This window comes from Chitinophaga sp. (assembly GCF_035538455.1).
Classification (GTDB): Bacteria; Bacteroidota; Bacteroidia; order Chitinophagales; family Chitinophagaceae; genus Chitinophaga.
Genome location: NZ_DATLKJ010000266.1, coordinates 1 through 14243, shown reverse-complemented (window position 1 = coordinate 14243; position 14243 = coordinate 1). Strand labels below are relative to the sequence as shown.

The window sequence follows — 14243 nt, the reverse complement described above, 5'->3', positions numbered from 1 at the left end:
GAAGGACATACTGAAAGAAGAATTCAATAAAGCTTATTTCGGAGAGATCGTCATGTTTCTCAAACATGAAAAAGCGCTGGGCCGCACGATCTATCCTCCTGGCAAATTAATCTTCAATGCATTTGAGAAAACGCCGTTCGAGAAAGTAAAAGTAGTGATACTTGGCCAGGACCCTTATCACGGGCCAGGGCAGGCGCACGGACTCAGCTTCTCTGTTCCTGACGGCGTTAAGCCTCCTCCTTCACTCGTGAATATATACAAGGAAATGCAAAGTGATCTGGGATTGCCGATTCCACAGAGCGGCAATCTCACCAAATGGGCAGAACACGGTGTGCTGCTGCTCAACGCCTTCCTGACTGTACGTGCAGGCGAGCCTGCCTCTCACAGCAAAATCGGCTGGGATAACTTCACAGATGCAGTGATCCGCAAGATCTCTGATCATAAAAGAGATGTGGTATTTCTGCTGTGGGGCCGTTTCGCGCAAGATAAACAAATCCTCATCGATGCTACCAGACATCATATGCTGAAAGCGGCACACCCCTCTCCTTTCAGCGCAGACAAAGGATTTTTCGGTTGCAGACATTTTTCAAAGACTAACGAACTACTGCAGAAAGCCGGCATAGAGCCGGTTGACTGGAGATTATAGCAACATGTCTACAGCCATTCTGCCATTAGTATCAGTACGGTCTGTAAAGTGAATCACTATTTCGCTTATATTAGCTGCGCTAAAGCTAATGGCTTAACAGCTAAAGCTATACCCATGGCTATGTTGAAAAATATTTTCGGAAGACTATTCGCACTGTACGGACTGCTCTTGTTTGCAGTCACTATGCTGATCCTGTTCATACCTTTCTGGATCTTCTCGTTCTTTCCTGCTCCCTGGGATACCAGGTGTTTTGTTGGCGTAGGACGTATATGGATGAAGATCTATATGCCGCTGATAGGATGTCCCATAAGAAGAAAAGGACTGCAACACTTTGCCCCCGGCCAGGTTTATGTAGTTGTATGCAATCACAATTCACTGATTGATGTTCCGGTAACCACCGTAAGTACGCCCACAGCTAATAAAACACTGGCCAAAGCCTCTATGGGTAAGATCCCGCTTTTCAATGTACTATATAAAATGGGCGGCATCCTCGTAGACCGCAGCAGTGAAGCCAGCAGGAAGCAAAGTGTAGTAGAGATGAAAGAAGCCATGCACCTGGGCCTGCACATCCTGTTGTATCCCGAAGGTACCCGCAATCGTACTGCCGAACCGCTGAAACAATTCTATGACGGCGCTTTCGCACTGGCCATCGATGAACAGGTCCCACTCATTCCATCTGTGTTGTTTCATACCAAAAAAATAGTGCCTGCCGGTAAAACGCTATATGCTGTTCCGCATCATATCGATTATCACTTCCTGGAGCCAATACCGACCAAAGGCATGACCAGAGAGGATCTGCCGGCACTGAAAGAGAAAGTGTTCAGGATTATGTACGATTATTATGTAGCAGGAGAATAATTCTCGCAAAGGTGCAAAGGGAGCAAAGAAGCAAAAGATATTTTTAAGTTAGCAAAGAACTGTTTTATAGTCCGAATATATTTTGGGTACAACTAAATAGTCTCAATTAACTTAAAAATATCTTTTGCTTCTTTGCTCCCTTTGCACCTTTGCGAGAAACCCCACCATTAATAAAGTGGGTTCTGTTGTATCTTAGGATTGGCTAATATTTCATTCAACGGGATCGGATAGCGCGTATCACGGTCAGGAATACACGAGCGTACCTCCACCGTAACCGGTTGCCCGGCTGCGGGCGAAACGGCGCCATACACTGTACCATTCATTATACTGCCAAGTATGCCCCAGCGGCGTATATCATAGAAGCGCGCACCTTCAAAGGCCAACTCCGACATACGTTCCCGGCGTATCAACTGACGCAGCTTCTCCGCACTGTTATATTTACTGACATCAACAACGGGCATACCTGCACGCGTACGGATGTCATTCAGGTGTTTGATCACATCAAGGTTCTGCCACTCGCCTGATTCCACCAATGCTTCCGCATAATACAGCAGTATCTCCGCATAACGAATGATCATATAATCCAAAGAAGGGCTGGCGCCATTGCGGTCTTTCGGGTCAAGGTACTTTCTCACCCAGAAGCCGGTGGATGTACTGTTGAGCAGGCCTATCCGGTCGCTGCCGGTATCACCGAAGGGACGCAGTGTGTCTTTTTCAAAGATCTGGCCAGGCACCAGCACTGAGGCTATGAGGCGGGGATCGCGGTTATTTTTGAAAAGCGGATCTTTCTGATAGATAGCTGCAGAATCCGTTCCCAGCTCTTCCAACGTCTTGCCCTGCAACGTTTCAAAGTTGTTGACCATCTTCATCGTAGGAGATACCACCGTCTGCCCTCCTACACCATACGGTGCAAACGTGGCCCACGCATTGTTGCAGCCTGCATCCCTGAAAAATATCCGCTCCTTGTTAAACTCTCCTGCATAAGTAAACAGTTCCGCGAAGCTGTTGGTTTTCGGATTACTACTTCTGTACAATGCATACACGCCCTGATCAATCACTTTCCTCGCAGCTGTTTTAGCCGTTTCATATTCTTTGTAAAACATTGCCATCTTACAGATCAGTGCATAACATACACCGGAAGAAATGCGCCACACTTCGTTGTTGTTATACGTGTCCGGCAGATGGGCAGCGGATTCCGTCAGTTCTTTCAACACGAAATCATACACTTCTTTTTCTGTATTGCGTGTTACATTACTGTTGGATGGCTCCAGCGAAGTAGTAATAATAGGAATCCCACCAAACAACATCAGCATCTCCAGGTGATAATAAGCACGCATCGCCCTTGCTTCGTACTTGTAGCGGTCTTTCAGCGCAGAGTCCATATAGCATTTGTCTACATTTTCCAGGAAGCGGCAGGCGCGGCGTATATCCTTGTAATCATCTCTCCATACCATCAACGCCACGCCCCAGGTGCTGTTCTGTAATCCTTTTGCAAAAGCTTCATATGCACCGCGTGCATCCTGTCTTGCTACAGCTTCATCGCTCAATGCAGAGAGAAACATGAGCTGGCGGCCGCCGGAGCCGCCCGGCAATCCTGCATATACCGACTGTAAAGCGCCGGTGGCATTAGCTTCTATCTTCCACCAGGTTGCGTCAACGACGTTTACCGGATCATCATGCGTAAGAAATTTCTCACAACTGCACATCATCAGAAAAATAACCGACGGAATAAAAAATGATAATATCTTCTTCATACTTCAATAATTAAAGTTGAACATTAATGCCTGCAATAAATGCTTTCATCACACCATAGGTCCACTGATCGCCTTTGCTTTCAGGATCTGTGAGCTTCAGCTTCGTGAATGTGAACGGATTCTGCGCATTCACATAAGCGCGTATTCCCTTGATACCGGCGCGTTTCAGGAAAGCAGCCTGTGTATAGTATCCCAGCTGCAGATATTTCACACGCAGATAAGCACCGTTCTGCAACCAGAAATCAGATGACAACTTATTGTTTGAAGGCAGCGTATTAAGCCGGGGAAACATAGCATTGGTACGCTCCGGCGTCCAATAGTTGTCTGCATAAAAACTGGTAGGTACGCCACCGTCTTTACTGTTATCCATCGGCAGCGCCAGCATGCCCTGCAATACTGCATCAGACTTACCGGTGCCTTGCAACAGAAATTCAAGATCAAAGTTTTTATATGTGATCCTGAAGTTGGTGAAGTAGTTCAGGTTTGGTGTAGGATTGCCCATCACCGTCTGATCATCAGCATCTATCAGTTTGTTGCCATTAAGATCCAGGTATTTTATGTCTCCTGGCCTCGCCCCCGGCAATACCGGTACCAGCGGGTTTCCATCCTTGTCAAAATCGCTCTGCTGCAAAAGCCCTGCTGTCTTGTATCCAAACATACTGCCGATAGGGCTGCCCTCACGCTTGATAGTAGTTGCATCCACATAAGGACCATTTAGCAGGGTTACAATGGTGTTTCTGTTATAGGTCACACCCGGACGAACAGAGAGCGTAATATTTTTACCGATGTTCCCATTGTAATTCAACGATGCCTCCCAGCCTTCATTGCGCACCTTGCCTGCATTTACGGGCACGGTACCTTCAAAGCCGCCGGTGAATGACAATGGCGGTTCAAGGATAATATCACTGGTGAGTTTGTTGTAATAATCCAGTACGATTTCCAGTTTATTCTTGAAGAAACCCAGATCCAGTCCGACATCTGCCATGTTCACCTCTTCCCAGCTGATGTCAGGATTTCCATAGTTGGTTTCAAGGCCGCTGGAAGAATTGATAGTGGTCTGGTAACGATAAAGCCCTATATCCTGGTTACCCAGCTGCCCGTAAGAGGCGCGCAGCTTCATGTTACTGACTACAGGCAGCTGCATCATGAATTTTTCTTTACTGATATTCCATCCCACCGCCACTGACGGAAACAAGCCGTACTTGTGGCCTTTCGCGAATCTGGAAGAGCCGTCCATGCGGCCCGTTACTTCAAACAGGTATTTGTCTTGGTAAGAATAATTGAGTTTAGCGTAAGTAGAAATGATTGACCATATATCGAGTCTTGTATTAGCTGAAGATGAGCTGTTGTTGTTTTCTTCCTGTGAATATCCTCCCATCACAAAAAAATGATGATCCTTTACATCCAGCGTGTAGTCAGCGTTTGCGCCGATATAATAGTAGGTGGTACGCGACTGGTTATAGGTACGTTGCTGGCCCCAGGTCTGCAACAGCTGTCCGGTATAATAGTCGAAGAAGTTATAGTTATCGCGTAATGATCCCAGCAGGTCGCTGTTGAGGCGGTAGCTGAACTGCCCGCGCAGATTAAGGTTGGGGATCACTTCCCATTTGGGTTGCAGGTTAATGCTTGATTGTCCGTACTCATTCGTGAATTTCCCACCTACTTCGGTATATGCCAACGGATTCACAATATCCACATAGCGGCCGTATATATCCGGCCATCCCTCTTTCTTCGGGTATTTGGGCAGGATAGTGGGTGGCACCCGGTATATATCTTCAAGTATGCGTGTGCCATCGTGGCCCACCGTACGGTTCGGCAGCAGGATGTTACGTTTGATCGCCAGCAGGTCCATGTTTACCTGAAAATTCTTTGCGAGGGAGATAGAAGTATTGGCGCGAATGTTATACTTCCTGCTACTGGTAACCGGCGTCATTCCCTGTTGGGATTGATAGTTGGCATTCAGTGCAAAGCGCGCAAGACTGTTACCACCGCTCACCCCCAGCGAATGGCTGGTGATCGGCGCTCTTTTATTGACAATTACTTCCTGCCAGTTGGTGTTGGGGTATTTCACAGGATCTGTCCCTGTTTCCGTGTTTTTAATATCGTCTTCGCTGTATAACGGCGACTTCCCGGAGTTCACTAAAGCCTCGTTATACATGCGCATGTAGGTAGGCGCTTCCACCAGCGACGGCATTACAGTAGGTGATTGTACCCCGTAGTAACCATCGTAGGTCACCGCTACGCGGCCAGGCACGCCTCTCTTGGTGGTTACGAGTATCACGCCGTTAGCGGCCCTGGCCCCATAGATGGATGCAGCTGCAGCATCTTTCAGGATGGTCACACTTTCAACGGTGAGCGGGTCGATGAAGTCCATGTCCATCGGTACGCCATCCACCAGTACCAGCGGGTTGGAGGCATTCAAGGTGGAGATGCCGCGGATCTTGATGGTGGCGGCATCTCCGCCGGGCAGGCCGGAAGACTGGCTTACCTGCAGCCCGGTAACACCCCCCTGCAGCGACTGCGAGATAGTCGTGATTGGCTTGCCACTCATAGCAGACCGCACATTCAGTGAAGCAACGGAGCTGGCTATATGCTTTCGTTGCTGCTCTGTAAGTCCCACCACCACTACTTCATCCAGTACAGACACTTTCTCCTGTAAAGAGATAGAGAGCGAATTGTTGTTACGCAGCACATTAAACTCAGTAGGGTTAAAGCCGATCAGCGAGAATATCAGTACAGCATTCTTTGGAGTTTTAATGCTGAAGTAGCCGTCAGGGTCGCTGGTAACGCCCCGGTTGCTGCCTTTCACGCTGATAGTGACACCCGGCAATGCCACCGGCGGCTCATGTGTGTCATATATACGGCCTTTGATGGTCAGGAGGCTGTCGTCATGTTCCTGTTGCACATGCCGTGTCGGCTGTTGTTCTTTTGGAACAATGGCCACCTGATTGCCTACTATCGTATACCCGAGGCCGGTAGTCTGCAATGCTTTGTCCATCACTTCCGGCAGGCGTTTGCCGCGCATGTGTAAAGTGATATTTTTAATGCCACTCATCAGCTCATCTTTATAAAAGATGCGCCAGTTACTTTGCTGCTGAATCTGCCGGAACAGCTCCGACAGCGGAGCGTCCGTGACGTTAATATTCAGCGGCGGATTGGGGCCCTGCGTGATGCTATACGCCCGGGATAATGAGGTAAAGCATAAGAGCAGCAGGAATACAGGCCATAGACGAGCCGGCGCATTACCCAAAGCGGGGACGCGCCAACAAGCGTAGTTTTTTCGCATACACGTGTCGGATTTAATGAATAGATAATAGTTAGTCCTGCAGCCCCCGTCTGATGAGGGCTGTCGCCAGGAATGCAGTTGACTTATCTGGTTTTAAAAATTATTTTTTTCCCCTGTTTTTGATAGTTTAAAGATGTGGTTGCGGCTATAATATTCAATACATCATCCACCGATTTCTGCAGGTCCAGTTTGCCTGAGAATGTTTCATTGCCTGATTTCGTATCTGTTTCTATTGGTTGATTATAATACCTGGAAAGCTTTTTAAGGATCTCGTACAAGGGCATATGCGCGGCTACAATGATGCCTTCCTTCCAGGATATATATTCTGAAATGTCTACGTTGACTACGGCCATACCGGCATTCTCTGCATATACTGCTTTGTTACCCGGTTTAAGCGTTACTGGGTCTGTATTAGTATCTTTTCCCCTGAAAGGCTTCAGCTGCACGGCGCCGCTGGCCAGTACCACCTGCCGGAACGGGTCATCTTTATAAGCGCTCACATTGAAAGCGGTACCCAGCACTGCCACTTTCAGATCGGCTGCATATACGCTGAAAGGCTTTGCAGGATCTGCAGCTATATCAAAATAGGCTTCGCCTTCCAGGTACACTTCCCGTTTGCCCTCCGTGAAAGCAATGGGATAGATCAGTCGGGAACCTGCATTCAACCACACTTTGCTGCCATCAGACAATTGCAGGAAGGCAGTGTTACCGTAAGGCACCAGCAGGGTGTTAAAGGTCAGACTATTCTCAGCAACAGCCTGCTGCACAGTCTGCGAGTCTACACGCAGACTGTTACCGCCCGCGCCATAAGTAATAGCCGTACGGCTTCCTTTCAGCACCAGCTGCTTATTGTTGCCCAGTATAACACGGCTGGCGCCACCTGCCGCGATGGACTGCTGACCGGCTGCAAAAGCTACCACCGCACTTTCTTTATGGGAGCGCAGCTGCTGCCAGCTCCATACGCCTGCTGTTATCAGTACCAGTATCACGGCCGCTGCTTTCAACAGCTGCCACCTGATGACGCGGGGTTTCCTGTTGATATCTGCTGCAATGGTCTGCCACAGCTGCTCTTTCTGGTCCGCGGGGAGCTGTTCATTACCGGATGCCCGCACAATGGCGATCATCTGCTCATGATGTGCAGGCTCTTCATGTAAGTTATCTTCCCCATGATTGCTGATAGCCATAGTATACCCGCCTTTTTATGATAGAGTAGGGAAATGTGATTTTATAGACGATGAGAAGGAAATTTTTTTAAAAATTCTTCAGACATGACAGTAACAGACATCCGAAGACAGGTGCAGCAGATACCATGAACTCCTGCCGTAGCTGCCTGATGGCGCGATAGGCCAGGGTGCGACAGGTAGGAACAGAGATGCTCATCAACCCTGCGATCTGGTCGTAGTCCAGCTCACAGTTATATTTCAGGTAAAGGATCTCTTTCTGTCTTGCCGGCAGCTTGTTCATTTCTGCCGCCAACTGTTGTAGTAAGGCACGCTGTTCTTCGCCGGCGATCAGGAGGCTCTGTACATCTGTTGCATCAAACACTACCTGGAAGCTGGTTTCTGCGGCAGACATATCTTCCTGTAATAAAACACGCGCTGATTTCTTCCCGGCAGTGTGCAATCTTCTGCGGAAGGAGGCCAGCAGATAAAACCGGATATTCACTGTCGGGGCGAGATTATGCCGCTGTATATAGAGATCGGTAAAAAGATCGTGTATACAATCCCTGATCATCTCCTTGTCTGAAGAGTAACGAAGCCCGTATGCATACAGCATATCGGCAGCGGCTTCATACAACAGCCGGAAGGACTGCTGGTCGCCTGCTATGATGTTCTTCCATAACGTTTCTTCAGTGACTCCGGTTAGCTTCATCGGATCGTTATAATTTACAGGATCTGGTTACTGACATTAAATTACATAAGAGAACATAAATTTATAAGCGTCCTGTTCAGTTTAATATTATTAAATCATTATCAGCATACGATAATAAACTGAGTGGGAAAATACTACCAAAAAAAATCCCGGTTGCTGTGAACAACCGGGATTGAATATCTGTATCTGTGCTAAAGGTCGTAGAATTGCCGCGATCGGTTTATCCTGAGATCACGCAGGATGCCTGCTTTCGGGTTGATGGTGATACTGAACTGCCGGAAGGTTCCAAACGGTATCAGGTTGATGGACATCTGCCAGCAGTGCAGGTCGCGCGAGATATACATGTTGGTATAAGCGATCTGCATATTGGTAAAGTCGAAACCGCTGTTAAGACCGATCTTCCATTTGGGTGTCAGGCTGAAGTCGCCGTTGAAGCTGACATACTGTGTGATGCGGCTTACAAAGCCACCGGAGTCTGGCCTGACATCATTGACATACGACAAGCTATAAGAAAGATCTACGCGCCAGGGGATGTCAAAATCCACATATTCACCGGGATTGTTGCGTACCATCTGCAATTGCCTTTGCTGTGCCGCCATTGCAGCGTCGGCACTTTCCCCGTTCTGAATGGAATCCAGCTTTTGTTGTTTGTCCTTGCTCTTCTTATCCTTCGACTGGAAAGAGGTGCTCAGCGATACGCTGGCGTTGGTGAGTCGGCCCAGGCTGATCTTACCATCCTGCCATACGTATTTATCTATCCTTTTAAAACGGGCGTCGCGCTGGTACGGGTCAATGGTACCATTGGCAGAGATGTTCACCTTATCAAATAGGTTGGTGCGTGCATAAATATTGAAGGGAGACAGTTTAAATGAATCGCCCATCAGGTTATAGTTACCGGTGATACCGAAACCATCCAGCAGCTTTACCTTTTTCTCGTGATTGCCGCTCGTGTCTTTCCTCGAAAATACTTTCATTTCAAGGTTATTGTCCAATCCGAAGTTGATACCGCCGAACGTACCTTGCGATGGCACGCCAATGATAGCGCCTTCAAAATAAGATACTCTGTTAAAGTCCGTCGGATTACCGGAATACTGATATTTATAATAATAGGAACTAGAAAAGTCAGGTCTGTAACTAGCGCTCACTGTAGGCCTCATCACGTGTCTGATCGCCTTTACCTTTGAGGTTTTCTTGAACGTATACATACCATACAATGCGGTAGATAACGACGCACTGACACTTACTTCATGCGCAGCAAAAAAGCCATTGGCGTAGCTGGTATCTATACCGCCCAGGGAGTCCTTACCCGGGATACCATAGTATGGTTTTCTGGGGTTCCAGCTGCGTGTCACCTTTTTGGTATACCAATATTCAGAGAGGTTAACTGCTGGCGAGAAGGTGATGGTCTTGAGTATTGGTATGGAGAATGAGATAGGGATATCATGCTTCATACCTGTCTGCATTGCATCCAGCATGGCCTTCTTACCAAATGCAGAATCCTTGAAGTTTGCCTGGTTCTGGAAGTTGGCGGTGTAAGAGATCCCAACTTTATGGTACCATTTAGGCGCCCCTACAAGTTCTTTCGGCTGGAAAGGGTAGATGGTATTTACCGTAAACGTGGCACTGGGGAAGGTAACAGATACATCCCGTGTACTGAGGTTCTGTGAGTGGTTGAGGCCTACGGTAAGGTTGTAAGGCTTTCCCTGCCACGCTTTCGAGAAATTAATAGATGACCCGATATTATTGTTTACACGGGTATTATAATCATAAACATTGTACCTGTTAAAGGTGGAAGTACCGAAGTTCACGCTGGCGCCGAAGGTCACGCCGGGACGGGCCTTGCTGTCCATACTATGGTTCCACATAACCCGGAAGTCTCGTGAGGTACTGAACTCCGATTTCACCGCCGGGTCGCCGAAGCGGGTAGTGGCAAAGCTCAGGTTCAGGCCACCATTGTATTTATAGCGCTTGCGGTAGGTAGGGCTGGCCGTGAGGCTCCAGCTACCGTATGAGTATACGTCGCCGCGCAGGGTCATGTCAAAGTTATCACCCAGACCGATGTAGTAGCCACCATTTTCAAGGCCCATACCTTTCTGCTGGTTCACCACAAATTGCGGCGGCAGGATACCCGAACGCTGTCCTTGTGTGATCGGGAAAATAGCGAAGGGGATGAACAAGGGCGTGGGAATACCCATTATTTCAATATTCGCCGGTCCTGAAATGATGAGTTTATCAGGGATAACCTTTATTTTGCGTGCGCGAAACGCAAAGTGCGGTGTATCCAGGTTACAGGTTGTGTAACCGCTCTTAAATCCGAAGATGGTATTATCTGCCTCCCTTTTGGTTTGCTCACTGTGAACGTAGCCTTCGCCGTACTGTGATTTGGTATGGTAGATCTTTGCTTTTTGCGAGGTGAAGTTATACCTCAGCGTATCTGATTCAAAGCTCTGTCCACCATCGTTCATGACCGGGCGACCGATGATCTTGCCGGCGGTATCTTTGGCATTGGTAGCTTCCAGTGTACCGGTATTCTGGTCGAAGTTCATTTTTTCGGCAGACAGTTCGATGGTTTTATACTTGGTGGACGCAGTTCCGTACAGGTAAAAGCGTTTATCAGGTACCATGAGGATGATAGAGTCTTTGGCCTTGTAGGTAACCGGTGCGTCCAGTGTATCTTTTGATATTTTGGGTACATAGATGGTGTCTACGGTAACTTCTCCGGTGGTATCAGTACCCTTTGAAAGCACATTGGTATCAGTGGCAGCCGGGGTCGGAACTGGCTTCGTCCGGGGTTTACCGGTGTCCTTCCGGGGCGCAGGAGCAGTATCTGCCAAATTTTTGTTAAAAATTGCAGATCCGTGTGGCCTGTTACCTCCGGATGCATCTATAATAAAGGGAACGGCGATAATCACACCTGCAATTACCAGGTATGTCTGCCGTAAAAACTTTTTATAATTATTTTTGTAGCTAAAGGTCATGAGTTAAGGCGGGCACAAACCTACAAGATTTTATACAATTTATTACAAATGGTAGCTTGTTTAGTTTGATAGGCCGTGCGCAAAAATATAGTTGAAACACTCATGGGACAAGCGAATTATTATTTTAAACAGATAAAGTTATTTTTTTATTTTTTGTTGATAACAGTACCCATTAAAATGAGCACCATGCGCTGGAACCGATTTTGGATTTTAGGACTGGGAACATTATTCACCTGTACCTTTTTTATTGAGGCAAAAAACAAACCAGTTTCTGCGAAACAGGATAACCCTATCAAGACAATTGTGATTGATGCTGGCCACGGAGGTGAGGATCCGGGCGCCAAAGGAAGCTACTCCACCGAAAAGCAGGTTACCCTTGAAGTAGCCCTGAAGCTAGGCCGCATTCTCGAAGAGAACATGCCCGATGTAAAGGTGGTGTATACACGAAAATCAGATCGTTTTGATGATCCCCGCAGAAAAGCACAGATTGCCAACGACGCCAAAGGAGATCTCTTTGTGTCTATTCACTGTAACTCTACCGGCAAAATCCGTAAAGTGGTAGACTACAAGACCGTCTACCGCAAAAAAGGAAGGAAAAAGATCCCTGTCAAACAGGCCATTTATGCCTATTACCCAAGCAACGCCAAAGGAACTGAAACCTATATATGGGCCACCAGTAAGAACAACGCCAAGATGGAGTCCCTGAAACAGAACTCTGTGATCGTACTGGACGCCAATTCAGAAGAGACCAAACAGCTGATGGATGATACCGATCCGGAAACATTCATCCTGCTGAACACGCTCCGTAATGCCTACTTCGATCAGAGCCTCCGCCTCTCTACCCTCATTGAGGACGAATTTACAAAGGCCGGCCGTATCAGCAGAGGCGCCAGACAGAGAAATGAAAAAGGTATCTGGGTACTATCGGCAACGGCTATGCCGAGTGTGCTTGTAGAACTGGGCTTTATCAGCAATCCTGAAGAAGAGGATTACCTCAACTCTAAAGATGGCCAGCAGGAACTGGCAACAGGTATCTACAAAGCCATTAAGCGTTACCGTGATGAACTGCAACGCTTTACCAACAGCAGAAACGGCGCTTCACCGCAGGCCAGCATTAAAGCTCAAAGCCGCCACAAAGGACAGCCAGCAGCCCCGGTACAGAATGATCAGTATTGCGTTCAACTGATGATAACAGATAAACTTTATAAACCCGGAGCTTCCATTTTCAGGAAGCTCCGAGGTGCCGATATCAACCGGGAACAAATTGTCATGAATAAAAAAAAAATGAACAAATACACCTGGGGGCATTTCAAAACAGACCGGCAGGCTTCCACAGCGCTACGTAAAGCCCGGAAGCTCGGATTCAAAGATGCCTTCGTTACTACCTGCTGATCCGCTGTTACCCTTATCTCCCCCACTACCCCACTCTTCCTTTTTATTACCAACATTTTCTTTCATTTACTCCCCGTGCATGCTTTTTGATTATTTTTGCGTGAACGTATACGAATCTCATGCTCAAATTATCTAACGAAACCAAAGTAGGCATACTGACTGTATTAGGTATAACCTTGCTTGTACTGGGCTTTAATTTACTGAAAGGAAAGAGCCTGTTCTCCCACAATAGAACTATCTACGCAGTATACAAACAGGTAAATGGTCTCCAGCCTTCAAACGCTGTACAGGTGAATGGTCTTGTAGTGGGTACCGTATCAAAGCTGGACGTAATGAATAATGACCCTTCCAGAATACTCGTTTCCATTACCCTGACCAAAGACCTGGATATACCACGTAATTCTATAGCCCGTATCACCTCCGACCTCCTGGGTGTTAAGACTGTACAGGTGGATCTTGGTAATGCAAAAGAATACCTGCAGAACAACGACACCATCTACGCAGGCGTAGACGGTTCCTTTACCGATGCGCTCAAACAGCAGTTAAATCCATTGGTAACAAAACTCCAGGGAACCCTTTCCCATATCGATACCGTATTACTCACGGTAACGGCTATCCTGGATACTACCGCAAAAGGCAACCTCCAGGACGCTATCAGACACCTGAGTGTTACCATGAACAACCTGTCTCATACCACCGCCTCTCTCAATGGTATGCTGGATCCCAACAAAGGCAACGTACAGGCGACCTTCAATAACCTGGCTTCCATCACCGGCAACCTGAAAGATAATAACGCCAAGATCAGTGGCATACTGGATAATGCCAAGAAAACCACCGATGCCCTGGCTAACGGCAATATCGAAAAAACACTGCTGCAGCTTCAGCAAACAGTTAATAGCCTAAATGCTACCATGGCCAAGCTCAATTCGACTGACGGCACTGTTGGCCTCATGCTGAATGACAAAAAGGTTTACAACAACCTGCAATACTCACTGGGCAATCTGAACAAACTGCTGGAAGATCTGCGTGTCAATCCTAAACGTTACGTACATTTTTCTCTGTTTGGCAAAAAAGATAAAACGAAGCCTTTACCATCCGACAGCGTAACGGCACAATAAAAGCATCAATGCAGCTATACATCAGATCAGTCCTTTTTTTTGCAATCATCTGCCTGGCAGCTACACTGCCTGCCAGAGCACAGTTTCCGGATAAAAAGCCACCGAAACAAGGCACCGTCATTGAGATTATCGAAGCAGATACGCTTACCACAATAGAACGCGACTCTATAAATGTGACCAAGTTTATCGGCCACGCAGTTTTCAAACAGGCTAATACCCTCTTCTACTGCGACAGCGCCGTTAAAAACAATAAAACAAACATCATCGACGCCTACGGCCATATTCATATCAATCAGGCGGACAGCATTCATATCTACGGTAATTACCTGAACTATGATG

At 47.4% G+C, this 14243-nt stretch carries 10 protein-coding genes; 5 read left to right on the top strand and 5 right to left on the bottom strand.

Going from position 1 to position 14243, the window contains the following annotated elements:
• Both ung and VM802_RS30480 read left to right on the top strand, forming a co-directional pair.
• Positions 1-646: uracil-DNA glycosylase (gene ung / locus VM802_RS30485; protein ID WP_325538007.1), on the top strand; the 646-nt coding region annotated here is incomplete at its 5' end.
• Positions 647-766: 120 nt separating this feature from the next.
• Positions 767-1504, top strand: a complete 738-nt coding sequence (locus VM802_RS30480; RefSeq protein ID WP_325538005.1) for a 1-acyl-sn-glycerol-3-phosphate acyltransferase — start codon at positions 767-769, stop codon at positions 1502-1504.
• 167 nt (positions 1505-1671) lie between these two features.
• On the opposite strand, the gene VM802_RS30475 is transcribed toward VM802_RS30480, so the two are convergent.
• From VM802_RS30475 to VM802_RS30455, 5 genes are all read right to left on the bottom strand, one after another.
• Positions 1672-3258, bottom strand: coding sequence for a RagB/SusD family nutrient uptake outer membrane protein (locus tag VM802_RS30475; protein WP_325538003.1), 1587 nt, complete (start codon positions 3256-3258; stop codon positions 1672-1674).
• Between the two features lie 10 nt (positions 3259-3268).
• Positions 3269-6544: a TonB-dependent receptor gene (locus tag VM802_RS30470; RefSeq protein ID WP_325538001.1), complete on the bottom strand. Its 3276-nt coding sequence runs from the start codon at positions 6542-6544 to the stop codon at positions 3269-3271.
• A gap of 83 nt (positions 6545-6627) precedes the next feature.
• Positions 6628-7728, bottom strand: coding sequence for a FecR family protein (locus tag VM802_RS30465; RefSeq protein ID WP_325537999.1), 1101 nt, complete (start codon positions 7726-7728; stop codon positions 6628-6630).
• A gap of 67 nt (positions 7729-7795) precedes the next feature.
• Positions 7796-8416 carry an RNA polymerase sigma factor gene (locus VM802_RS30460; RefSeq protein ID WP_325537997.1) on the bottom strand — a complete coding sequence of 207 codons (621 nt, stop codon included), beginning with the start codon at positions 8414-8416 and terminating at the stop codon, positions 7796-7798.
• Positions 8417-8607: 191 nt separating this feature from the next.
• Positions 8608-11394 (bottom strand): putative LPS assembly protein LptD, encoded by a 2787-nt coding sequence (locus tag VM802_RS30455; protein ID WP_325537995.1) that lies wholly within the window; start codon positions 11392-11394, stop codon positions 8608-8610.
• Positions 11395-11580: 186 nt separating this feature from the next.
• On the opposite strand from VM802_RS30455, the gene VM802_RS30450 reads away from it, so the two are divergent.
• The 3 genes from VM802_RS30450 to VM802_RS30440 form a co-directional block, all read left to right on the top strand.
• Positions 11581-12786, top strand: coding sequence for an N-acetylmuramoyl-L-alanine amidase family protein (locus tag VM802_RS30450; protein ID WP_325537993.1), 1206 nt, complete (start codon positions 11581-11583; stop codon positions 12784-12786).
• Between the two features lie 119 nt (positions 12787-12905).
• Positions 12906-13904, top strand: coding sequence for an MlaD family protein (locus VM802_RS30445; RefSeq protein WP_325537991.1), 999 nt, complete (start codon positions 12906-12908; stop codon positions 13902-13904).
• 8 nt (positions 13905-13912) lie between these two features.
• Positions 13913-14243 (top strand): OstA-like protein (locus tag VM802_RS30440; protein ID WP_325537989.1); only part of this gene is annotated, 331 nt, incomplete at its 3' end.